At 70.8% G+C, this 22,680-nt stretch carries 20 protein-coding genes; 5 read left to right on the forward strand and 15 right to left on the reverse strand.

The window, feature by feature from the left end; translation table 11 throughout:
- Positions 1 to 15: 15 nt before the first annotated feature.
- Genes ACTXG6_RS23475 through ACTXG6_RS23485 form a run of 3 tightly spaced genes read right to left on the reverse strand, consistent with a single transcriptional unit; the run spans position 16 to position 2,541 of the window.
- Complete coding sequence (locus tag ACTXG6_RS23475; RefSeq protein ID WP_445181515.1) at positions 16 to 480, reverse strand: hypothetical protein; 465 nt, start codon at positions 478 to 480, stop codon at positions 16 to 18.
- Positions 477 to 1,511, reverse strand: a complete 1,035-nt coding sequence (locus ACTXG6_RS23480) for a phosphotransferase family protein (RefSeq protein WP_445181516.1) — start codon at positions 1,509 to 1,511, stop codon at positions 477 to 479. Before ACTXG6_RS23480 ends, ACTXG6_RS23475 begins: the two co-directional genes overlap by 4 nt.
- Entirely contained in the window at positions 1,504 to 2,541 is a 1,038-nt protein-coding gene (locus tag ACTXG6_RS23485; RefSeq protein ID WP_445181517.1) for a hypothetical protein, read from the reverse strand. Before ACTXG6_RS23485 ends, ACTXG6_RS23480 begins: the two co-directional genes overlap by 8 nt.
- A gap of 140 nt (positions 2,542 to 2,681) precedes the next feature.
- Here ACTXG6_RS23485 and ACTXG6_RS23490 point away from each other — a divergent pair, with 140 nt between their 5' ends.
- A complete protein-coding gene (locus ACTXG6_RS23490; protein WP_445181518.1) occupies positions 2,682 to 3,332 on the forward strand; it encodes a TetR/AcrR family transcriptional regulator in 651 nt (216 codons plus the stop codon).
- Positions 3,333 to 3,345: 13 nt separating this feature from the next.
- Here the strand turns inward: ACTXG6_RS23490 and ACTXG6_RS23495 are convergent, their stop codons facing one another.
- From ACTXG6_RS23495 to ACTXG6_RS23505, 3 genes are read right to left on the reverse strand one after another with little or no spacing between them, the layout of a single operon-like run.
- Positions 3,346 to 5,031 carry a thiamine pyrophosphate-binding protein gene (locus ACTXG6_RS23495; RefSeq protein WP_445181519.1) on the reverse strand — a complete coding sequence of 562 codons (1,686 nt, stop codon included), beginning with the start codon at positions 5,029 to 5,031 and terminating at the stop codon, positions 3,346 to 3,348.
- Positions 5,028 to 5,981 carry an agmatinase gene (speB, locus tag ACTXG6_RS23500; protein WP_445181520.1) on the reverse strand — a complete coding sequence of 318 codons (954 nt, stop codon included), beginning with the start codon at positions 5,979 to 5,981 and terminating at the stop codon, positions 5,028 to 5,030. The genes ACTXG6_RS23495 and speB overlap by 4 nt, the downstream gene beginning before the upstream one ends.
- Before the next feature lie 41 nt (positions 5,982 to 6,022).
- The gene (locus ACTXG6_RS23505; RefSeq protein ID WP_445181521.1) at positions 6,023 to 7,492 is read right to left on the reverse strand and encodes a sodium:solute symporter; all 1,470 of its coding nucleotides are present in this window, start codon (positions 7,490 to 7,492) and stop codon (positions 6,023 to 6,025) included.
- Between the two features lie 118 nt (positions 7,493 to 7,610).
- On the opposite strand from ACTXG6_RS23505, the gene ACTXG6_RS23510 reads away from it, so the two are divergent.
- A complete protein-coding gene (locus ACTXG6_RS23510) occupies positions 7,611 to 9,230 on the forward strand; it encodes a PucR family transcriptional regulator (protein ID WP_445181522.1) in 1,620 nt (539 codons plus the stop codon).
- A gap of 17 nt (positions 9,231 to 9,247) precedes the next feature.
- On the opposite strand, the gene ACTXG6_RS23515 is transcribed toward ACTXG6_RS23510, so the two are convergent.
- Complete coding sequence (locus ACTXG6_RS23515) at positions 9,248 to 10,222, reverse strand: LysR family transcriptional regulator (protein ID WP_445181523.1); 975 nt, start codon at positions 10,220 to 10,222, stop codon at positions 9,248 to 9,250.
- A 362-nt stretch (positions 10,223 to 10,584) separates the two neighbouring features.
- On the opposite strand from ACTXG6_RS23515, the gene ACTXG6_RS23520 reads away from it, so the two are divergent.
- Positions 10,585 to 10,791, forward strand: coding sequence for an NAD(P)-dependent oxidoreductase (locus ACTXG6_RS23520; RefSeq protein ID WP_445181524.1), 207 nt, complete (start codon positions 10,585 to 10,587; stop codon positions 10,789 to 10,791).
- Complete coding sequence (locus ACTXG6_RS23525) at positions 10,788 to 10,961, forward strand: hypothetical protein (protein WP_445181525.1); 174 nt, start codon at positions 10,788 to 10,790, stop codon at positions 10,959 to 10,961. Before ACTXG6_RS23520 ends, ACTXG6_RS23525 begins: the two co-directional genes overlap by 4 nt.
- A gap of 80 nt (positions 10,962 to 11,041) precedes the next feature.
- Here ACTXG6_RS23525 and ACTXG6_RS23530 read toward each other — a convergent pair whose 3' ends face one another.
- The 5 genes from ACTXG6_RS23530 to ACTXG6_RS23550 all read right to left on the reverse strand — a co-directional run bounded on the left by ACTXG6_RS23530 (position 11,042) and on the right by ACTXG6_RS23550 (position 17,099).
- Positions 11,042 to 11,611 (reverse strand): hypothetical protein, encoded by a 570-nt coding sequence (locus tag ACTXG6_RS23530; protein WP_445181526.1) that lies wholly within the window; start codon positions 11,609 to 11,611, stop codon positions 11,042 to 11,044.
- 220 nt (positions 11,612 to 11,831) lie between these two features.
- On the reverse strand, positions 11,832 to 13,100 hold the full coding sequence (locus ACTXG6_RS23535) for an OFA family MFS transporter (protein ID WP_445181527.1): 1,269 nt from the start codon (positions 13,098 to 13,100) through the stop codon (positions 11,832 to 11,834).
- Between the two features lie 402 nt (positions 13,101 to 13,502).
- Positions 13,503 to 15,647 carry an acetate--CoA ligase family protein gene (locus tag ACTXG6_RS23540; protein ID WP_445181528.1) on the reverse strand — a complete coding sequence of 715 codons (2,145 nt, stop codon included), beginning with the start codon at positions 15,645 to 15,647 and terminating at the stop codon, positions 13,503 to 13,505.
- Positions 15,648 to 15,649: 2 nt separating this feature from the next.
- The gene (gene frc / locus ACTXG6_RS23545) at positions 15,650 to 16,879 is read right to left on the reverse strand and encodes a formyl-CoA transferase (protein WP_445181529.1); all 1,230 of its coding nucleotides are present in this window, start codon (positions 16,877 to 16,879) and stop codon (positions 15,650 to 15,652) included.
- 28 nt (positions 16,880 to 16,907) lie between these two features.
- A complete protein-coding gene (locus tag ACTXG6_RS23550; RefSeq protein WP_445190335.1) occupies positions 16,908 to 17,099 on the reverse strand; it encodes a hypothetical protein in 192 nt (63 codons plus the stop codon).
- Between the two features lie 167 nt (positions 17,100 to 17,266).
- Between ACTXG6_RS23550 and ACTXG6_RS23555 the strand changes: the two genes are divergently transcribed.
- A complete protein-coding gene (locus ACTXG6_RS23555) occupies positions 17,267 to 18,244 on the forward strand; it encodes a 2-dehydropantoate 2-reductase (protein WP_445181530.1) in 978 nt (325 codons plus the stop codon).
- Positions 18,245 to 18,331: 87 nt separating this feature from the next.
- Here ACTXG6_RS23555 and ACTXG6_RS23560 read toward each other — a convergent pair whose 3' ends face one another.
- The 3 genes from ACTXG6_RS23560 to ACTXG6_RS23570 all read right to left on the reverse strand — a co-directional run bounded on the left by ACTXG6_RS23560 (position 18,332) and on the right by ACTXG6_RS23570 (position 22,675).
- Complete coding sequence (locus ACTXG6_RS23560) at positions 18,332 to 19,660, reverse strand: MFS transporter (protein ID WP_445181531.1); 1,329 nt, start codon at positions 19,658 to 19,660, stop codon at positions 18,332 to 18,334.
- A 64-nt stretch (positions 19,661 to 19,724) separates the two neighbouring features.
- The gene (locus ACTXG6_RS23565; protein WP_445181532.1) at positions 19,725 to 21,050 is read right to left on the reverse strand and encodes a glucarate dehydratase family protein; all 1,326 of its coding nucleotides are present in this window, start codon (positions 21,048 to 21,050) and stop codon (positions 19,725 to 19,727) included.
- A gap of 35 nt (positions 21,051 to 21,085) precedes the next feature.
- Positions 21,086 to 22,675: an aldehyde dehydrogenase (NADP(+)) gene (locus ACTXG6_RS23570; RefSeq protein WP_445181533.1), complete on the reverse strand. Its 1,590-nt coding sequence runs from the start codon at positions 22,673 to 22,675 to the stop codon at positions 21,086 to 21,088.
- Positions 22,676 to 22,680 lie beyond the last annotated feature (5 nt).

Raw genomic sequence — 22,680 nt, forward strand, 5'->3', positions numbered from 1 at the left:
GGGATGTGCGAGAGCTCAGATCCGTCCGGCCAGCGAGAACTCGCCCCGGATCAGTACTTCGCGGCGAAGGCGCTCCTCGAGCACCTCCTCGACCGTGCGTCGCAGCCGCCCTCCGGCCCGCGACCCGGCCTCCACCGCGCGGGACAGCACCTCGCCGGCCAGGTTGTACTCGGCGTGCAGGTCGGGCAGTCGGTAGCCGGTGGCGCGGTTGGCGCGCAGGACGGCGAGCGCGGCGGCCACCTGACCGGTCTCGTCCGCCCTGTCCGCGAGCACCGCATCACCGGCCCGTTCGATGGCGGCGATCTCCTCGCGCAGCCAGGCAACCTCGTCGTCGCTGCGCATGATGACGCTGCCCAGGATGGAGTCGATCATGTCCAGCCGGGCCAGCGCATCCGCGTCGGTGACGGCGTGCTTGATCGTGGTGCGCAGCTCCGTCCGGACCGTCTCCAGGAGCTGTCGGCCGGACGGGCGCGCGATCATGCGGACACCTCACTGGACTGTTTCGCGGCCTCGAGCTGGCGGGTGGCGTGGAACCAGCCCTCGAAGGCGGTGATGTTCGCGTTGAACAGGAACGCGGTGCGCAGGTCGGTGTTCGTGCCGGTCACGTAGTTCTGCTGGGTTCGCAGTAGGCCGGCGAACACCCGGATCGCCGGCAGGATCGAGAAGTACGCCACGGTGAGCGGGTTGATGATGTCCTCGCTGAGCCCGGTGCGCTCCCGGTACCGCGCGCAGAACGCCACCGGGTCCCGCCCGATCAACGCCGGCGGCTGGATCGCCTCCACCCACGTCGCCCAGCCGAGATCCTCGCGGGGGTCGCCGATGTGGGCGAACTCCCAGTCCACCGCCACGAGCCGGCCGTGGGGACCGATCATGATGTTGCCGGGTTGGAACTCGCCGTGCACCAGGGCAAGCGGTGCCTCGGGTGGGCGGTTGCGCTCCAGCCAGGCGCCCACGTACCGCAGCATCGGGATCGACTCGCTGAGCTCGGCCTCGACCCCGCGCCACTGGGTGATCAGCTCGTCGAGGTAGGAGTGCCAGTCGGCCGGCCGCTCGACAGCGGCGGGCAGCACGGCGGTGTCGACGGCCTGCACGTCGGCGGCCAGATCGCAGAGCGCGTCGGCGTGTGCGGGCAGCGCCGTGTCGTCCGAGGCGCGTACCAGCGACAGGAACGGCCCGCCCTCGACGTAGTCCAGCACGATCGCCTTGCTGCCCAGCTCATGACCGTCCTCGTCGGAGTACAGCGCGTCCGGCATCGGTGCGCCGCCCTGGCGGGTGAGCGCCGCCAGCAGCTCCCACTCGCGCACCCGGTCGGTCTCGATCGGAGCTGCGCTGTCCACCGCGTCGGCACGCAGGACGAGCGTGCGCGGGGCGCCGTCGATGTGCGCGGTGAACCTGGTCATCAGCCGGCTGTAGCCGCCCTGCAACGGCACGCAGTCGGTGACCGAGACAGTGTCGGCATCGGGCAGTCGCCGGGACAGAAATGCCGCCAGCCGGGCGGCGAGGTCAGACATGGCTCAGTGGCGCGTCGACCCGCAGGACGCGATCACTGCCGGACCGCATCCAGTGGCTCAGGTGCCGGCCCATCAACCAGTCCTGCAGCTCACCGGGGGCGTCGACGTGCCCGTCGAAGGTCCAGTTCTCGTAGCACCAGTGCGTCATCACGCCGCCGTACGGGGAGTGCCACTTGAGCAGCGAGACGATCTCGCCGGTCGCGGAGAGCTCACGGCCGTGCTCGTCCACCGCCTCCAGGACCTCCCGGACCGGGCGGCCGTCCGCGCGGCGCTCGACCATGCGCCGGGTACCGCTGACCAGCCGGCCCTCGACCCCGTCCTTCACGTAGAAGCCGGACACCACCGGGTCGGGTGCGCCGACGATCGGGTCCTGCTCCCAGGGGCGGTCGCTCATCGCGAAAGCCTGGAAGGAGTTGTCCTTGTCGGCGCGGGCGAACATGTAGGAGCCGCGCGGCTTGCGCTGCGGGATCAGGATCCGGCGCGGCCCCCAGGTCCGGTCCTTGATCACCGCGGCGTCGACCACCTCGACGGACTCGCCCTCCAGCACGAGCGAACCGTTCATCACCCCGGTCTGCTCGTAGTGCCCGGTCCGGGCGGCCGCCACGTCCTGGACGAAGTCCCGCATCCCGGTGTTGATCCGTTCCCCGGCGGACTGCATGGCCACCGGCAACCGGTCGGCGGTGAACGTCAGGTCGAACTCGCAGCCCGGCGCCTGGTACGTGTGCCGGTAGGCGCGCTGCGGCTCCAGGGTCTGTACCGCGTACCCGTTCTCGCAGGTGAAGTCGAACATGTCCGCGCCCGCCGGCATGGGCAGGTGCCAGTCGAACCCGTTGTAGCGGCAGTTCGACATCTCGTCGCCGGTCGTATCGACGAACCACGGCCCGGCCATCACGGTGTCCTGGTTCGGCCGGAAGTAGTGGTAGAGGATGCCGAAGAGCTGCCGTTCGGGGACCCGGAAGGTGGTGAACGAGCTCTCGTTCCACCAGGGGTCCCCGGTGCGCGGATGGAACCCCTCATCGGCTTCCGACACGACGTTCGACCAGGCCACGGGCTTCCTCCAGGACGGGACGGGCGATGCCGGACGAGCAATTCCGAACGTGTTCGGAACACGTTCGCAGAACGAACCGTACGTGTCCCGAACATGTTTGGCAAACGGCGTAGGATCGGCGGATGCCTCCTCGCCAGCGGGCCTCCGCCGACCGTGTGACGGTGGGCGACCTCGTCGACGCGGTAGCCCAGCTGATCGACTCCGGTGGGGTGGAGGCGGTCACCATGCGCGGCCTCGCCCGCCAGTGCGGCGTCGGAGTCACCACGCTCTACGGCTACGTACGCACCAAGGACGAGCTGCTCGGGCTCTATGCGGACCGGCTACTCGGCGAGATCGATGTGCCGGACGCCGCGCACCTGCGGTGGGACGAGCAGATCGCCGCGATCTTCCGCGCCGTGTACCGGGTACTGGTCGAGCACCCGGAGCTGGCTCTGATCGTCGGGACCCAGCCGGTACCCGGCGCGGCCGCGCAGCGGCTGTTCCAGCAGGTGCTGCGCGCGCTGGCCGAGATCGGCCTCGACGACCGGCAGATCCGGACGGCGTACGAGGTGCTCGCCGCCTACACCACCGGCTTCGTGCAGCAGCAGGCCGCGCGCCAGGCCCGGGTACCCGGGCTGGCCGACCTGCTGGCCGGCGTGCGCGCGGGTGATCAGGAGGCGCACCCCGTCGGCGGACCGGGCGGCGACGGGTCGGTCGATCAGGAGTCGGCGTTCGGCGCCGGCCTCGCGGTGGTCCTCGCGGGGTTGTCTGTGCAATCCGGGGTCAGCGGCTGAGCCGCTGGCCGGCTCAGCCGCCGAGATGGGTCGGCGCGAACATCCGGAGCAGGGCGGGCAGCACCACGACACTCGGGCCGGGCATGCGCAGTGCGGCCGCCAGGTCGTCGCCGACGGTGTCGACCGTGGAGACAGTGGCCGGCACCCCGAAGGCACCTGCCAGCGCGGCGAAGTCGGGGCGCGTCAGCTCGGTCGCGGTGGACTGGCCGAACGCGCCGGTCAGGTACTCGCGCAGGATGCCATAGCCGCCGTCGTCGACGATCAGCCACGTCACGTCGAGCTGGTGCTGCACAGCGGTCGCGAGCTCGGCGATGCTGTACATCGCACCGCCGTCCCCGGACACGGCGAGCACCGGGCCACCGGTCGCGGCGGCCACGCCGAGCGCGGCGGGCAGTCCGTAGCCGAGCCCGCCGGCGCCCTGCGCGGTGTGCATCGGCGCTTCGTCGGTGTTCCAGCCGGACCACGCCCAGTACGCCAGGATCGTCATGTCCCAACAGCTCTGGGTACCCGGCGGCAACGCCCGGCGGACGTCGGCCAACACCCGCTGCTCCAGCTCGAGCGGCTGTGCGGCGAGCCGGGCGCGGATCTTGGTGAGCAGCTCGGCGACGGCGGCCTCGGCGCGCCCGTCGGCCGGCCGGCTGGTGACCCGGGTGAGCAGTTCGGCGAGGGTCGGTTTCACGTCGGCGTGGATGCCTAGCGCCGGGTAGTTCGCCTCCAGCTTGCCGGCGTCCGCCTCGACCTGGATCACCCGCCCGCGCGGGGTGAACGTGTGGTAGTTGCTGGAGAGCTCGCCGAGTCCGGAGCCGAGGACCAGCAGCACGTCCGCCGCGGCCAGGAAGTCGGTGGCGTGCTGGTCCTCCAGCCAGGACTGGCCGGACAGCGGGTGCTCCCAGCCGAACGCGCCCTTGCCACCGAAGGTGCTCAATACCGGCGCCCGCAGTGCCTCGGCCAGCGCCCGCAGCTCCTCGCGTGCCCCGGCGCGGAGCACGCCGCCGCCGGCCAGGATCACCGGGTGCTCCGCGCCGTCCAGCAGCAGGGCCGCCTCGGTGATCAGCTCGGGCAGCGGGGACAGCGGCGCCGGGTGGGCGGTGACCGAGGTGATCGGCGGCAGGATGGTCGGCGCCAGCAGCACGTCCTGCGGGATCTCCACCCACACCGGTCCGAACGGGGGTGTCGCGGCGGACTCCCAGGCCTCCCGCAGCACGGTCGGCAGCTGGCTCGCGGTCAGTACCGGGTGCACCGACTTGACCACGTCGCGGAAGCTCGCCCGCTGGTCGGTGAGCTCGTGCAGGTAGCCGTGCCGCCCGCCGCCCAGCCCGGCCACCGGGATCTGGCTGGAGATGCCCAGTACCGGTACCGACGCCGCCCGCGACTCCTGCAGCGAGGCCAGCGTGAGCAGCGCGCCGGGCCCGGTCGAGACGATCATCGGGGTGACCGGGACGGGTCCGTCGGGCGCGGTGGCCAGCCGGGCCCTGGCGTGCCCGTCGGCTGCGAACGCCAGGTTGTTCTCGACCCGGGAGCTGACCAGTCTGATGTCCGGCGCCCGGCGCAACGCCTCGAACAGCCCCAGGGCGTGCTGCCCCGGCAGCCCGAACACGGTGTCCGCGCCGAGCGCGCGCAGCGTCTCGACCACCAGATCGCCACCGATCCGCTGCTTCCCGGCCTCAGCCTCAACTCCGGCCCGGTCCTGCCCGGTCACTTGACGAACTCCAGCGCGAGCAGGCTGACCAGGTCGTATGTCACGTGCGCCGCGGCGATCGCGGTGATCTCGGCGTGGTCGTAGGCCGGGGCGAGCTCCACCACGTCGGCGCCGACCAGCTTCAGGCCGGCCAGCCCCCGCAGGATCTCCAGCAGCTCACGGCTGGTCATGCCGCCGGCCTCCGGGGTGCCGGTGCCCGGGGCGTGTGCCGGGTCGAGCACGTCGATGTCCACCGAGATGTAGAGCGGCCGGTCACCGATCCGCTGGCGCAGCGCGTCGACGGTCTCGTCGATACCTCGGCGCAGCACATCGCCCGAGGTCACGATGCCGAACCCGAGCCGGCGGTCCTCAGCGAGGTCGTGCTGGCCGTAGAGCGGACCCCGGATGCCAACGTGGCAGAGCGCGCTGGTGTCCAGGATGCCCTCCTCCGCGGCGCGGCGGAACGGGGTGCCGTGCGTGTACGGCTCGCCGAAGTAGGTGTCCCAGGTGTCCAGGTGCGCATCGAAGTGCAGCAGCGCGACCGGCCCGTGCTTCGCGGCGGCGGCGCGCAGCAGCGGGAGTGCGATGGTGTGGTCGCCGCCGACGGTGACCAGCTTGGTGCCGCCAGCGGTCAGCTCCAGGGCCCCGGCCTGCAGCGTGTCGATGGCCTTGCCGATGTGGAACGGGTTCACCGCGATGTCACCGGCGTCCACCACCTGCGCGGCGGCGAACGGCGAGATGTCCAGCTCCGGGTGGTAAGGGCGGAGCAACCGGCTGGCCTCGCGCAGCGCGGCCGGACCGAACCGGGCGCCAGGGCGGTAGCTGACGCCGGCGTCGAAGGGCACCCCGACGACGGCGATGTCGGCGCGCTGGACCTGGTCGATCCGGGGTAGCCGGGCGAAGGTGGCGAACCCGGCGAAGCGGGGCACCTGGGACGAGTCGACCGGGCCGAGCGGCGGTGTGGCGAGCATGGGGAACTCCTCTGGGTCTTCGCCGGTGTGCGGCGTGGGGGCTATTCGGCGGCGGGGCCGGCGGTCGAGCCGGCCACCGTGAGCTCATCGTCGGCGGGTGGACCGCCCTCCCCGGCCAGCCGCCGGCTCCAGGCTTCCAGCACGTCGGCCGGGGTGCGCGGGGTGAGCGCGCTGACCAGGAGGTATGCGACCAGGCTGGCACCGAGACCGTAGAAGATCGGCTCGTTCGCGTCGAGGCCCTCGATGATCATCATGACCACCGCGACCACCGAGCCGGCAGCCATCGAGGCGACCGCGCCGGCCGTGGTGCCGCGCGTCCAGAACAGTGCGCCGACGATCGCCACCAGCAACCCGGCGACCAGCAGGTTGTAGGCGACGGTGAGCGCCCCGACCACGTCGTTGACCGCCATGGCGATGCCGATCGCGAGCAGGCCTAGCACCAGCGTGGTGACCCGGTTCTGGTTCACCTCGGAGAGCCGGGACCGCTGCCAGAGCTTGCCGAGCAGGTCGGTGGTGCTCACCGTGGAGCAGCCGATCAGGGCGCCGCTCGCGGTGGACATCATCGCGGACAGGGCGGCGGCCAGCACCAGGCCGCGCACCCCGGTCGGCAGCAGCTGCTCGACGACGGTGGCGAAGGCGTCCTGCGGGTTGGCCAGGTTCGGGTACAGGGCCTTCGTGCACGCCCCGATCACCGCGCCGGCCAGGCCGTAGATCAGGCAGTACACCCCGGACAGAATGCCGCCGCCGACGGCCACCCTCGGGGTGCGGGCGGTGAACACCCGCTGCCAGATGTCCTGCCCGATGAGCAGCCCGAGGCTGTAGGTCACCAGGTAGGCGACGATCGTGGCGCCGCCGATCGCACCGAAGTCGAAGTAGCTCGCGGGCAGGGTTGCGTGCAGGCCGGCGAACCCGCCCGCCGCGCTGACCGCCACCGGAACCAGGATGAGCAGGAAGCCGACCGTCTTGATCACGAACTGGGCGATGTCGGTCAGCGTGATCGACCACATGCCACCCAACACCGAGTACAGCACCATGATCGAGCCGCCGACCGCGATCCCGACCGCGTCCGGCACGCCGAGCAGAACCTTGAAAATGGTGGCGAACGCGAGCGTCGAGGTGACCGTGATCATCAGCGTGTACGCCCACATCACGATGCCGGACATCTTCGTGGTGGCGTTGCCGTACCGCAGCTGCAGCATCTCGCTGACGGTGTACACCCGCAGCCGCACCAGGCGCCGCGCGAACAGCGCGTGCAGTACCAGGATGCCGATCCCGATGGCGACCACCAGCCAGGCGCCGGAGATGCCGTAGGTGTAGCCGAGCTTGACCCCGCCGACTGTCGAGGCGCCGCCGAGCACGATCGCCGACATCGTGCCGGAGTACATGAACCAGCCCAGCCGCCGGCCGGCGACCAGGTAGTCGCTCTTCGTCTTGGCCATCCGCATGCTCAGCCAACCGATGCCGATCATGGCGGCGATGTAGATAACGATCACCAGGTAGTCGCCGACCATGGCGTCCTCCTTGTTGGTGCGGTGTACTCCGGGACGAGCTGTTCGGGTCACCGTAAGTTCGGCCTGCACGCAGTTGAATGGGATGATTCGTCTCAATCCGGCGTACTCTTGGGATGAAATGACCCAAAGTGTCGCGTCAGTTGTCGAGCAGGTGTCAATCCCGTTACGCACCGTCGTCAACAATGCCCAGCTGGCTGTCGAAGTGGTCCGGGAGAGCCTGCGGCAGGGTGCGCTGGACCTGCCGGTGCGCTGGGCGCACGTGTGTGAGCTGCGGGATCCGGCGCAGTACCTGCTCGGCGACGAGCTGCTGCTCAGCTCCGGGGTGAACCTGCCCAGCGAGCCGGGCGAGGTGGACCGGTACGTGCGCCGGCTGCGTACGGCCGGCATCACCGCGCTCGGCTTCGGGGTGACGCCGCCGATGCACGAGGTGCTGCCCGCCACGCTGCGCCGCGCGTGCGCCCGGCACGGGCTGCCGCTGCTCGTGGTGCCCGAGCGCATCCCGTTCCTGGCGGTCAGCCGTGCGGTGTCGGTCGCGTTGGGTGAGGCGGCCCAGCGGGAGCAGCGCAAGATCGTCGAGGCCCGGGAGGCGTTGACCAGGGCGGCGGCCGACGGACTCGACGAGGTGGCCACCGAGCTCGGCCGCCGGCTGGACGGCTGGGTCTGTCTGGTGGGCGGGGGCACCACGAGCAGTGGCAGTGGTGGTGGCGGGGACGGAGCCGCGGCCGGCGCGCGACCCGCTGCCGGAGCGGCGGCCGCGACGCGAGCCACCGCCCACCCTGGAGCCGGATCCGGCGAGGTGCCGATCGCCGGGCACCGGGTCCCGCGTCCGCTGCCGGCCGAGGCCGCCGAATTGCTCGCCAGGGTCCGGGCCGGCAGTGGCATCCGGGGTGCCAGCACAGAGCTCCCGGACGGCACCTTCCTGGTCGCGCAACCGGTCTATCCGCAGGCCACCGCGTCGCGCCTGGTACTGGTCGGCCGGCGGGCCCGGTTCGGCGGTGCCGAGCGGGCGATCCTCGGGGTGGGGGCCGCGCTGCTTGGGCTGGCCGGGGGCGCCGGGTCGGACGCCGCCGTGCTCGGCGCGGCCGCCACCGGGCTGTTGCTCGGCGGCACGGCTCCGGCGCAGGTGGCGGCGGCGCTGCTCGGCGCGGGGGAGTACCGGGTGCTCGCCGGGGTGCCCTACCGCCGAGGGCCCAGCCGGGCGGCGGCCGGCTACCACTGGCTGCGCGCCCGGCTGGACACCCCGCTGGTCGAGGTTGCCGACGGCCCCGGCTTCACCGCGATCGTGCCCGCCGCCACCGGGCTGACCCAGCTGGACGGGCTGCGCGCCGACGGCTGGCTGGTGGTGGGCGGCAGCCCGGTGCCCGCCGAGCTGTTGGCCGACGCGGTGTCGGAGGTCCGGGCGCTGAGCGAACGGGCGATCGCGCTGCGGCGGCCGGTGCTGGCCCGCTCGGCCGGCCTCGCGGCGATGGTGGGCCCGGCGGCCGGCGCCGACTTCGCCGCCCGGTTGCTCGCCCCGCTGCGCGAGCTCGAGAGCACCCGCCCCGACGAACCGCTGGTGGACACGCTGCGCACCTGGCTGGCCAACCACGGTGGGTGGGACCGCACCGCCGCCGCGCTCGGCGTGCACCGCAACAGCGTGCGACACCGGATCGGGCGGGTCGAGCGCGAGCTGGGCGTGGACCTGGCCGATCCGGAGACCCGGATGGAGCTCTGGTTCGCGCTGCGCTGGGCCCGCTGAGAGCGGTGCGGCACGCGCTACGCCGTCGTGGTCGGTTCCGCCGTCGGTTCTGCCGCGGCCCTCGCCATCGCCGCCGCGACCGACCGGTCCAGCACCTCGGAGACGTTGGTCTCGCGGACCGCATCGATCAGGGCGGACGCCACGATCGACTCGGGATGGTGATCGGCGATGACGATCCCGACGGCCGGGCGGGGACCGGGGTCGGCCAGCGGGATGGCCCGCATCCCGGGCGGTACACCGAACGCGTGCAGCCAGGTGTGCGCGATGATGCTCGACCACCGGTGCGTCGCCACGTGCGCGTACAGGGCCGCGACGTTGTCCGCCTCCACCACGGGGTCGAGCCGGGCACCGGCGGCGGCCATCGCCGCGTCCAGGATGCGGCGGTTCTGCATGTTCGGGCCCAGGGTGCACAGCGGCAGCGCCGCCGCCGCGGCCCAGCCGACGGTCTCCCGCTGGGCCAGCTCGCTGTCCGCGGTGGTCAGCAGCAGGTACTGCTCTTGGTAGAGCTCGAGCGCGGTGCGGGCCGATGCACTGCCGCCCAGGTAGGTCAGCCCGACGTCGAGGTCGAACTCGCTGAGCCGCCGGACGATCTCCCGCGACGAGAGCACCTCGATCCGGACCTTGGCGAGCGGGTGCCGGGCGCAGAACGGGGCGGTGAGCAGCGAGGTTGCCGGCACGGCGGTGGGAATCGCGCCGATCCGGACGGTGGCCACCATCCCGTGCCGCATCCGGTCGAGGTCCTGGTGCAGCGCGTCCCGCTCGGCGAGGATCCGGTGCGCCCAGCCGACCACCCGGTGGCCCTCCGGGGTGAAGCCGCTGAACCGGGCCCCACGCTGCACGATCATCACGCCGAGCGCGGTCTCCAGCTTGCGCAGCGCGGTGGACAGCGCCGGCTGGCTGGCGTGGCAGGACGCGGCGGCCCGGCCGAAGTGCTCCTCCCTGGCCAGCGCGGCCAGGTACTCCAGCTGTCGGATCAGGATGTCGCCGGGCACGACCCGACCCTACTGATCCATGGCGCGAATCGGCCCATCGAAGAGTCGATCAGCTCGACGTCTTGTCCCGTGCACCGCCGGGGCCCCAAGGGTAGGCGTATACGAAATACACCCAGCGCGAGGAGGCGGCTATGGGAGCGCTGCTGGGCAGTGTCTCCGGCGAGCCACGTCGACCTGGACGCGGCGATCGCACACGTCGTCACGGTCGCCGAGGTGACCTTCTGCAACAGCATCAGCGTCGCCGAGCACGTGGTGATGATGATCCTCGGGCTGGTGCGCAACTACCTGCCGTCGCACCAGTGGGTCCGCGACGGTGGCTGGAACATCGCGGACTGTGTGGCCGGTCCTACGACGTCGAGGGCATGGACGTGGGTACCGTCGCCTCCGGCCGGATCGGGCTCGCGGTGCTGCGCCGGCTCAAGCCATTCGACATGCGGCTGCACTACACGGACCGGCACCGGCTGCCGGCCGAGGTCGAGGAGGAGCTGGGTCTGACCCGGGCGACGTCTGGTACCCGCAACCCGCGCCGGCCGACCACCCGTGGCGGACCATGCCGCACCACGGCATGACCCCGCACATCTCCGGCTCGTCGCTGTCCGCGCAGACCCGTTACGCGGCCGGCACCAGGGAGATCCTGGAGTCGTACTTCGCCGGCACGCCGATCCGCGACGAGTACCTCATCGTGGACGGCGGCAAGCTGGCCGGCACCGGAGCGCACTCCTACAGCACCACGAGCTGATCCGGCACGTTCCGATTCCGGCAGGCCCCGGGTGCCACTGGCACCCGGGCCTCCCGCTGTGTTCCCGGTCTGTCGCTCGCTCAGCTGCCGGCTGGCCGGGAGCCGGCCAGCCAGGCGAAGCGGCCCAGTCGGCCGTGCAGGCGGCTGTCCAGGCTCCAGGTCGCGCCCGCGCAGGCGAACAGCAGCGCCAGCGACGCGATGATGTAGCCGACCGAGGGGCCGAGGTCGGTGATGCCCGGGCGGGACCACGGCAGGTGGAAGCCCTCGGCGGCGGACCAGATGCCGAACGAGAAGATCGCACTGCCCACGAACACCGCGTTGCTGAACAGCCCGAGTAGCAGGCACACCGCGATCACCGTCTCCACGACCGCGGTGCCGGCCGCGAAGGCGCCCGGGTTGACGCTGCCGATGGCGCTCCACATGGAGATCCACTCGTGCACCAGCGGTGTGTGGATCTTCTTGGCACCGCCCAGCTCGTCGGCGATGGTCTGGCCGTGAATGAATCCGGGCAGCCATTTGAACGATGCGTCGATCGCCCAGACGAGGCCGTAGGCAATTCGAACCAGGGCGGCGGCGTGCAGCCGTCGCAGCATGGGGTCCGCCCCGTTGATGGTGCTGGTCGGGGAGGGTGCGGTGCGTGCCGCGGTCATGGGTGGGTCCGTTCAGCCGGGTTTCGAGCCACGCTCAGGCGGGGCGCCTTCGGGACCAGTCAAGACGCTCAACCTGTGCGGCGGCCATGATTGCGCTGTCGGCTGCGTCACCGCGGTGACACCAGGGAGTCCCCACGGACAGACCTCGGCCACCGTGGGAGGCAACCACGGTGGCCGAGGTCTTCCGTCCGAGTGCTGACGGAGGTGGGGCGGGCGGGCCTCAGGTCGCTTGGCCCGCCGTGGTGTTCGAGGTGGCCGGCGCGGCGTTGCGCACCGGCTTGCGCCGACCCGGCTGTTTCAGGAACAGGGCGAGAATCGCCGAGCCGAAGGCGACGAACCCAGCCATGGTGTACGCCCCGGTGTAGCCCCAGGCGCTCACCACCCCGGACGCGAGTCCCAGGCCGAACACGCTGCTGACCAGCTTCGCGCTGTACACCAGCCCGTAGTTGGACGCGTTGTTGTTCTCCCCGAAGTAGTCCGGCGTGAGCGCGGCGTACATCGGGTAGAACGCGCCGCCACCGAACCCGGCCAGGAAGGCGAACGCGATGAACAGCACCTCGTTGTGCGAGTTGCCGCTCCACAGCAGGCCGAACTGCGCCACGCCTTCCACCACCAGGACCAGGATCAGGGCCTGCTTGCGCCCGATCTGGTCGGACAGCCAGCCGACGACGCCCCGGCCGATCCCGTTGACGACCGCGAGCACGCCGGCCGACGAAGCTGCTACGAACGGTCCGAAGCCGAGCGACTTGGCGAACGGCACCTGGAACCCGATGCCGAACAGGGACACCCCACCGATGACCGCCAACGACAGCCACAGCAGCGGCAGCTGGCCGGACTTGATCGCCTCCATCGGCGTGTACTGCTTGGTCGCCGGCGGGTTGACCCGCAGGCTGCGTGCCGACTTGGGCTGGGCCGACGCGTTCATCGGGTCGACCTCGGCGGGCCACCAGTTCTTCGGCGGATCCCGGAACAGGAAGCCGCAGGCGCCGACCACGATGAACATGTAGAGCCCGACCAGCCCCATGATCCACGTGTAGTTGTGCGCGTTGAACAGGTAGCTGAACACGAAGATGAAGGGCAGGGCGCCGTAGGCGAAGCCGCCGTTGACGAACCCGGTCTTGCCGCCCCGCTTCTCCGGGTACCACTTGCCGACCATGTTGATGCAGGTCGCATACACCAGGCCGGCTCCGATGCCACCTGCCACGGAGTAGAACAAGATGTTCACCAACAGGTTGCTGGTGATGCCGAGCACGAAGAATGCGAGGAAGCACAGGACCGCGCCGGTGAGCATCGCTGCCTTCGCCGAGACGATCCCCTTCTCCCGCAGCCGCCCGGCCGGGAACGCGATCCCGGCCTGGAACACTGCCCAGATGCTGACCAACCAGAACGTCTGGGTCAGCGTCCAGCCGTGCTGGTGCTCCAGGGTCTTCTCAGCGGCCCCGAAGCCGTACTCGAATACGCTCACCCCCATCATGGCGAGCCAGGGCATCCACATCATCCAAGATCTGGATCTGCCCATCAGTTGTTCGGGCGATTGTCCGACCTGATAGATCCGACCGTTCGAATCCACGATTTCCCGGTAGGGAAGGGCTGTAGTGGTCACGCGTCGTCTCCCTTGACGAGGCCCCAATCGGGGGCGACCTTTCACCGATTAATACTTGTGGGCCTCGCCGGCTGATTGTCAGATCCTGGCGAGTCGGATGGTGCCTGGCCTTGGCAGTTGAGGCAACCCCCTGAAAACTGCCAAGGCCACCGGCGGTGGTAGCTGTACCGGCCGGACCGCGGGGCACGCGGGTCCGGCCGGCTCCGGTCTGTCCCGCCCGGCCAGCGGACCGGCCGACGGGTCGAACGAAGTTGAGAGGTGTCCCGTGGTTGACGGAGTGGGGAACGGTTAGAGCAGGCCCGCGCCGCGCGCCCACTTGTACTTGGCGCCGAGCACCGCGACCGGCGTCTCCGTGGTGTACGGGTAGGCCACCACGCCGTGCTGGTAGAGGTAGGCGCTGGCCTCCTCGACCTCCACATCGCCGGCCAGCGACGCCACGATCGGCTTGTCGATGCCCTTCGCCCTCGCCTCGGCCGCCACCCGGGCGGTCAGCTCGGCGAAGACCATCGGGGGCGTGACGATGGTGTGCCAGTAGCCCAGGATCAGCGCGTGGATCCTCGGGTCCTCGAGGCCGAGCCGGATGGTCGCCTCGTAGGTCGAGGGCGGCTCGCCGCCGGTGATGTCGATCGGGTTGCCGGCCGCGCCGAACGGCGGGATGAAGGCCCGGAAGGCCTCGTCCAGGTCCGGCGGGATGTCCATCAGGGTCAGGCCGTTGGCCACGCACGCGTCGGAGAGCAGCACCCCGGACCCGCCGGCCCCGGTGATGATCACGACGTTCTCGCCCGTCGGCGTGGGCAGCACCGGCAGGCCCCTGGCGTACTCGAGCATGTCGCTCAGCCCGGGCGCCCGGATGACGCCGGCCTGGCGCAGGATGTCGTCGTAGACCTTGTCGTCACCGGCCAGTGCGCCGGTGTGCGAGCTGGCCGCCCTGGCGCCCATCGCGGTGCGGCCGGCCTTCAGCACCACCACGGGCTTCTTCTTCGTGATGCGCTGGGCCGCCGAGACGAACGACCGGCCGTCCTTCAGGTCCTCCAGGTGCATCGCCACGCACGTGGTGTTGTCGTCGGACTCGAAGAACGTCAGCATGTCGTCCTCGTCCAGGTCGGACTTGTTGCCGAGCCCGACGATGGCCGAGACGCCCATCTTGCTGGTGCGGCTGAAGCCGAGGATGGCCATGCCGATGCCACCGCTCTGTGAGGTCAGTGCGACCCCGCCCTTGACGTCGTACGGGGTGCAGAACGTCGCGCACAGGCTCTCGTGCGTGTAGTAGTAGCCGTAGATGTTCGGCCCGAGCAGCCGTACGCCGTGCTCACGCGCGATCGCCACGATCTCCTGCTGGCCCTCGACGTTCCCGGTCTCGGCGAAGCCGGACGGGATCAGCACGGCGGCGGGTACCCCCTTCGCACCCACCTCCCGCAACGCCTGGGGGACGAACTTCGCCGGCACGGCGAACACCGCGACATCGACCTCGCCGGGCACGTCACCGATGGATCGGTACGCGGTGCGGCCCAGGATCTGATCGGCCTTGGGGTTGATCGGGTAGATCTCCCCGGTGTAGCCCCCGTTGATGAGGTTCTTCATCACCGAGTTGCCGATCTTGCCGTCTTCGTTGGATGCCCCGATCACGGCGACTGCCCTCGGGTGCATCAGCCGGTTCATGGTCGCCAGGATCTCGTCCTTGCTGTACCGGACCGGCTCGACGATCTCCTCGGTCTCCAGCAGGATCCGGACGTCGGCGGCGGACGCGCCGTCCGGGCGGGCGAAGACCGGGTTGAGGTCGAACTCCCGGATCTGCGGGAAGTCGGTGACCAGGTCGGACAGCCGCCGGATGACGTCGGCCAGCGCGTCGGCGTCCACCGGCTCCGCGCCCCGGGCGCCGCGGAGAATCTCGGCGGCGGCGATGTCGTCGAGCATCGAGCGGGCGGTGCCGGCATCCACCGGGGCGAGCCGGAAGGTGACGTCGCGCAGCACCTCGACCAGCACCCCGCCGAGCCCGAACACGACCACCTTGCCGAAGGTCGGGTCGGTGGTGGCGCCGATGATCACTTCCTGGCCGCCGGTGAGCATCTGCTGGACCTGGACGCCCTCGATCACGGCGTCCGGGTTGTAGCGGTTCGCCGAGGCGAGGATGGTCTCGTAGGCCTCCCGGACCGCCTCGTCGCCGGACACTCCGACGCGAACGCCGCCCGCCTCGGTCTTGTGCAGGATGTCCGGCGAGACGATCTTCATGACCACCGGGTCGCCGGGTGCGGTGCCGATCTCCTTGGCCAGCGTGACCGCCTGCTCGACGGTGCTGGCCAGGCCTTCGCCCGGGGTGGGGATGCCGTAGGCGATACAGACCTTGCGGCCCTCCGGCGCCGTGAGCGAGTCGCGGTTCTCGGCGAGTGCCTTGTCCAGGACCTCGCGCACCGCGTCCTTGTCGTATCCGCCCATGCCTAGATCACCCCGATCTTCTGCAGTTCGGCGAAGCGGTCGGGGGCGATGCCCAGCTCTCGCACATACACGTCCTCGTTGTGCTGGCCGAGCAGTGGTGACGTCTCGACCGCCACCGGGGAGTCCGACAGCTTGATCGGGCAGCCGACCGTGGTGAAGGCGCCCCGCTCCGGGTGGTCCACCGTCACGATCATGTTGTTGTCGACCAGCGAGGCGTCGGAGATGAGCTCCTCGGTGGACAGGATCGGCCCGCACGGGATGTTGTGGGCGTTGAGCTGCGCCAACACGTCCCACTTGTCGTAGTCGATCGACCACTCCTCGATCAGCTGGAACATCTTGTCCAGCTTGTTCAGCCGCGCCTCCGGGGTGGCCCATTCCGGGTCGTCGGTGAGCTCCGGCCGCCCGATCAGCGCACTGATCGGCGCCCAGCCCGGCGGCTGCACGATCACGTAGATGTAGTCGTTCGGCCCGCCCGGCTTGCACTTGACCGCCCAGCCCGGCTGGCCGCCACCCGAGGCGTTGCCCGAGCGGGGCACCTCGCCGGTGAACTCCTTGTTCGGGTACTCGGCCAGCGGTCCGTGGGCCAGTCGCTGCTGGTCGCGCAGCTTCACCCGGCACAGGTTGAGCACGGCGTGCTGCATGGCCACGGTGACCCGCTGGCCCCGGCCGGTCTGGCCGCGCTGGACCAGGGCGGCGAGGATGCCGGCCACGGCGTGGATGCCGGTCCCGGAGTCACCGATCTGGGCGCCGGTGGCCACCGGCGGGCCGTCCTCGAAGCCGGTGGTGCTCATCGAGCCGCCCATTGCCTGGGCGACCACCTCGTAGGCCTTGTAGTGGGTGTACGGCCCCTCGCCGAAGCCCTTGATCGAGGCGTAGATCAGACCGGGGTTCAGTCCCTGGAGCAGATCCCAGGTGAACCCCATGCGGTCCACCGCGCCGGGGCCGAAGTTCTCCACCAAAATATCGGACTGGCGCACCAGATCGGTGAAGATCTGCTTGCCTTCCGGGCTTTTCATATTGAGTGTGACGCTGCGCTTGTTGCAGTTCAGCATCGTGAAATAGAGGCTGTCGACGTCCGGAATATCGCGCAGTTGCTTCCGGGTGATGTCGCCGGTCAGGGCCTCGACCTTCACCACGTCGGCGCCCAACCAGGCCAGAATCTGGGTGGCTGACGGGCCGGACTGGACGTGGGTCATGTCGAGGACGCGGACACCTTCAAGGGCCTTGCTCATAATTGCTCTCCCGGGCTGAGTAAGGCGGTCACTTGTACATCGTCTGGTTCATGGTTCCGGGTGCGTACACATCCGGATCGACCCAGACATTGATCAGGGACGGCAGGCCGGACTCACGTGCACGCTGGAGTGCCGGGCCGATGTCGGCGGGGTCGCGGACCTCTTCGCCGTAGCCGCCGGCCTGGGGCAGCCGGGGAGTGCCGGGGATCGTCTGCGTCATTGGCCTCTCCCTCGTCACCGCGCGTAGCGGCGTCCATACTGCATACCGTATCCCCGAATTGGTACTCCTCGGTAGAGCCGTTGTCCAGACCCTTGTTCACGCAAAGGAATCCTTGACCCGTTTGTCGCATACTGCATACTAGATACAACTTACGACGGGAGCTCACCATGAGAGTTGCTGTGCTCGGGGCGGGCGCGATCGGCGCCTATGTCGGGGCGAGCCTCTGCCGTGCCGGTGTCGAGGTCCATCTGGTGGCCCGTGGCCCGCACCTCGCGGCGCTGCGTGACCAGGGGGTGCAGGTGCTCAGTCCACGCGGGGATTTCACCGCCCATCCGAACGCGACCGACAGGCCCGAGGAGATCGGCCCGGTGGACCACGTGTTCCTGGGCCTCAAGGCGAACGCATACGCGGCGGCGAGCCACCTGGTTGAGCCGTTGCTGGGGCCGCACACCACGGTCATCGGAGCGCAGAACGGCATTCCGTGGTGGTACTTCTACGGGCTCCCCGGCCCTTACCAGGGACGCCGGATCGAGAGTGTGGACCCGGGCGGGGCGGTGACCAAGGTGCTGCCGCTGCACCGGGCGGTGGGCTGCGTGGTGTATCCCGCGACCGTGATCGAGTCGCCCGGCGTGGTGCGGCATCTGGAGGGCACTCGGTTCTCCATCGGCGAGCCGGACCGCACGATCTCGTCCCGGTGCACCGAGTTCGCCGCCGCGATGATCGCCGGCGGTCTCAAGTGCCCGGTCGAGGAGGACCTGCGTAACGACATCTGGATCAAGTTGATGGGAAACATCTCCTTCAACCCGCTCAGTGCGCTGACCAGGGCGACGATGGCCGGGATCTGCAGACACAAGGGCACCAAGGCGCTGGTGGCCACGATGATGGAGGAGACCATCGAGGTGGCGCGGCTGGTGGGCGCGCAGGTGAGCGTCTCGATCGAGCGCCGCCTCGCCGGGGCCGAGCGCACCGGAGAGCACAAGACGTCAACCCTGCAGGACCTCGAGCGGGGCCGTCCGATGGAGCTGGACGTGCTGCTCACCGCGGTCGTGGAGCTGGCCGACATGGTGGGCGCCGACGTGCCGACCCTGCGCGCCATCGCCGCCGTCGCGGACCTGCTCAACCAACAGGTGGCGGCCGGGGCGTAAGGCGGATCTCGCCAACCCCCCGGCCGGTCACGGCCGGCCGCTGCGCATGCGGCCGGCAGGACGCCGCCGCGCCATCCCCGTGGGTCGTCACGGGGCCAGCGCGGCGGCGTCTCCTGTCTGGGTCGCCGTGCTGACGCGGCGGGCCCGCACCAGCACGACGGTGACCGCGGCGATCAGCGAGGCCGCGGACAGCCCGTAGAGCCCACCGGTGGTGCTGCCGGTGGCCTGTTCGAAGTAACCCAGGGCGGCCGGGCCGAAGAAGCCGCCGAGGTTGCCGAGCGAGTTGATCAGCGCGATGCCCGCGGCGGCGATCTTGAGGTCCAGGTTGTGCTGGGTCATCGGCCAGAACGCGGCGGCCGCGCACTTGAACCCGGTGGCCGCCACGCACATCGCGGCCAGCCCGAACCAGGGCGAGCCGATGGTCGCCAGGAAGGTGCCGATCGCGCCCACCACCAGGCCGACGGCCACCCACGGCCGGCGTTTCCCGGTGCGGTCGGTGTGCCAGGCCAGCGTGTACATGGCAATGATCGCGACGATCCACGGGATCGCGGAGAGCAACCCGATCTGGAAGTCGCCGAGGCCGCCGATCTTGGCCACGGTGCTGGGCAGCCAGAAGGTGATGGCGTACCCGGTCAGCGACATGGCGAAGAAGATCCAGCACAGCAGCAGTACCTGCGGGTCCGCCAGTAGCCGCCACCGGGACACCCGCTCGTTGCCGCTGTCCCGCCGCGCCAGCTCGTCCTCCGCGATCGCCGCGCTCAGCGCCGCCTTCTCCTCGCTGCTCAGCCACTTCGCGTCGCCGACCCGGGAGACCAGCAGGAAGCCGGCGGCGATGCCGACCGCGATGGAGAAGGCCCCCTCGAGCAGGAACATCCACTTCCAACCGGCCAGCGTGTGCAGGCCGTCGAGCTCCAGCAGGGCGCCGCTGATCGGGCCGGTGACGATGTAGGCCGACGCCGAGCCGCCGAGGAAGATTGCGCTGGCCCGACCGCGGTCGGCGTTGGGCAGCCACTTGGTGAAGTAGTACATGACGCCCGGGAAGAAGCCGGCCTCGGCGACGCCCAGCAGGAAACGCAGGAGGTAGAACGTCTCGGCGTTGTGGGTGAGCGCGGTGGCCGCCACCACGACACCCCAGCTGATCATGATGCGGGTCAGCCAGATCCGGGCGCCGATCCGCTCCAGCAGCATGTTGCTGGGCACCTCGAAGATCGCGTACCCGACGAAGAACAGCCCGGCGCCGAGCCCGAAGGCGGCCGCGCCGAGGCCGAGGTCGGTCTTCAGGTGCGACTGCACGAAGCCCACGTTGGTCCGGTCCATCTGGTTCACCACCAGCATGAACACCAGCAGCGGCAACATCCGCCGGAAGAACTTGCGCACCGCGCTACGGCACGCCGGGTTCTCAGACGCCAGCGTCATCGGTGTCTCCGCTCCGAGGTCATGGCGGTCGGGTGGTCCTGGCGGGCAGGTACGGACGGGACGGCTACCAGCGGGGGAGCCGCGGGGTGACCCAGTCGGGATGGACCCGGCGCATCGCGGCCGCGTCGTCCCGGCCCCGGACGTCACTGTCGAGCCAGCGCTGGTGCAGCGCGGCCAGGCTGTCGCGGTCCAGCTCGATGCCCAGCCCCGGACCGTCGGACACCGCGACCGCGCCGCCGACGAACCGGTGCGGCTCGGTGATCACGTCCTCGGTCTGCCACGGCCGGTGCGAGTCGCAGGCGTAGCGCAGATCGGGAATGGTCGCGGCCACCTGTGTCATCGCGGCCAGGCTGATGCCCAGGTGGGTGTTCGAGTGCATGGACAGCTCGACGCCGTAGGTGCGGCAGACCGCCGCCAGGTCCTGGGTGGCCCGCAGCCCACCCCAGTAGTGGTGGTCGGACAGCACTACCTGCACCGCGTCACTGGCGAACGCGGTCGGGATCTCGTCGAACGCGGTCACGCACATGTTCGTGGCCAGCGGCAGGCTGGTCTTCCTGGCCACCTCGGCCATGTTGGCGGTGCCGCTGGTGGGGTCCTCCAGGTACTCCAGGACCCCTTCGAGCGCGCCGGCCACCTCGAGACTGGTGGGCACCGACCAGGCGCCGTTGGGATCCAGCCGCAACGGATGTTCCGGGAACGCCTCGGCCAGCGCCCGGATCGCGGCGACCTCCTCGGCCGGTTCGAACACGCCGCCCTTGAGCTTGAACGAGGTGAAGCCGTAGTCGTCGGCCATCCGCTGTGCCTGGGCGACCACCCCGGCCGGGTCCAGCGCGGCGCCCCAGTCGTCGCTGGGCTCGCCGGGCCCGGGGTGCTCCGCCCAGCGGTAGAACAGGTAGGCGCTGTAGTCCACCGCGTCGCGGACCTTGCCGCCGAGCAGGGCGTGCACCGGCACTCCGAGCTCGTGGCCGAGCGCGTCCAGGATGGCCACCTCGAACGCGGACACCACGCTGCGGCACACCTTGGGCAGCGTCCGGCTGCCGCGCAGGCCCTCCGCGTAGACCCGGTTGTCCAGCTCGCTCACCTCGACCCGCTCGGCGCTGGCCAGCACCCGCCCGAGCAGCCCGTTGACGGTCAGCGGCGAGCCGACCAGTTCGGGCCCGAACGCCTGCGCGACCCGGAGGTAGTCGGTGTCGCCGTAGGTCTCGCCGAGCCCCGTTGCGCCGTTCTCGGTGGTGACCTCGACGATCGTGCGGGGCGTGTAGGGCTGGTGCACGCCCTGCACGTTGAGCAGCGGTGGGTCGGAGATCAGGATCGGGGTGACTCTGACTTCGGCGATCCGGAACAACGGCGTTCCCTCCTCTTCGAGCGGTCGGGCCTGTTCGGCGGTCAAGTCTGTTCGGTGGACTGGCCTGTTCGGTGTCTGGCCTATTCGGTGGTCAGGGTGCCGTCGACGCGGCGCGGGACCCCGGCCGACTCGTCGCGCAGCACCTCGGGCAGCAGTCCGGCGGGGACGTCCTGGTAGGACACCGGGCGCAGGAACCGCTCGATGGCCCGGGTGCCCACCGAGGTGGTCCGGGAGTCGGAGGTGGCCGGGAACGGGCCGCCGTGCACCATCGCGTGCCCGACGGTCACGCCGGTGGGCCAGCCGTCGAACAGCACCCGCCCGGCGATCCGCTCCAGTACCGGCAGCAGTCGCGCGGCCAGCGGGTGGTCGCTGGGGTCGGCGTGCACGGTGGCGGTGAGCTGGCCCTCCAGTGAGCGCGCCAGCTCGACGAGGTCGTCGGCGGTCGCGGCGCGGACCACGAGTGACGCGGCGCCGAAGACCTCCTGCTCGAGGGACTCGTCGCCGGTGAAGTGGTCGGCCTCGACGGCGGCCAGTACGGCCTGGCCGCCGGCGGCCGCCTCGGGCCGCTGGCCCCTGGCCAGCACGGTGACCGCCGGGTTCCCGGTGAGCCGGGCCGCGCTGTCCCGGTAGGACTTGGCGATGCGGCCGGTGAGCATCGGCGCACCGGCGTCGCCCTCCACCGCCTTGGCCGCCGCATCCAGGAAGGTGTCCAGCTCCGGCCCGCGCGGGGCGAACACGAGCCCCGGGTTGGTGCAGAACTGGCCGGCGCCGAGAGTCAGCGAGGCCGCGTAGGCGGCGCCCAGCTCAGCTCCCCGGGTGGCCAGCGCGCCGGGCAGTACGAATACCGGGTTGACGCTGCTCATCTCGGCGTAGACCGGGATGGGCCGGGGCCGCGCGGCGGCGGCCGCGACGATGGCCAGGCCGGCACCCCGGGACCCGGTGAAGCCGACCGCCTGGATCCTGGGGTCGGTGACCAGGCTGGTGCCCACGCCGGGCCCGTCGCCGTAGAGCAGGGAGAACACGCCCTCGGGCAGGCCGGCGATCCGCACCGCCTCGGCCACCGCCCGGCCCACCAGCTCGCTGGTACCGGGGTGTGCCTCGTGTGCCTTCACCACGACCGGGCAGCCGGCGGCGAGTGCGGAGGCGGTGTCGCCGCCGGCCACGGAGAACGCCAGCGGGAAGTTGCTCGCGCCGAACACCGCGACCGGGCCGAGCGGGATCTGGCGCTGCCGGATGTCGGGTCGGGCCGAACTGCCCGGGTCGATCCGGGCGCCCTGCCAGCTGCCCTCCCGCAGGACCTGGCCGAACAGCCGCAGCTGGCCGGTGGTGCGGGCGAGCTCGCCGGTGAGCCGGGCCTCGGGCAGGCCGCTCTCGGCCACGGCGCGCTGCACCAGAGTGTCGCCGAGGGCCTCGATCCCGGCGGCGACCGAGTCCAGGAAGTCGGCCCTGACGCCGACCGGTGCGTTCCGGTAGTCGTCGAAGGCCTGTTCGGCGAGCTGGCAGGCGCGGTCCACGTCGTCGGCGTTGGCGCCGGCGTAGCCGGGTTCCAGCTGGTCCCCGGTGCGCGGGTCGACGCCGTACACCGTCTCGCCGGTGCCGCGCACCAGGCTGCTGCCAATGATCATCTTGCCGGTCAGTTCAACTGGGTTTGTCTGGGTCACGGGGTACATCCTCC

The organism is Pseudonocardia sp. Cha107L01 (genome assembly GCF_052566575.1).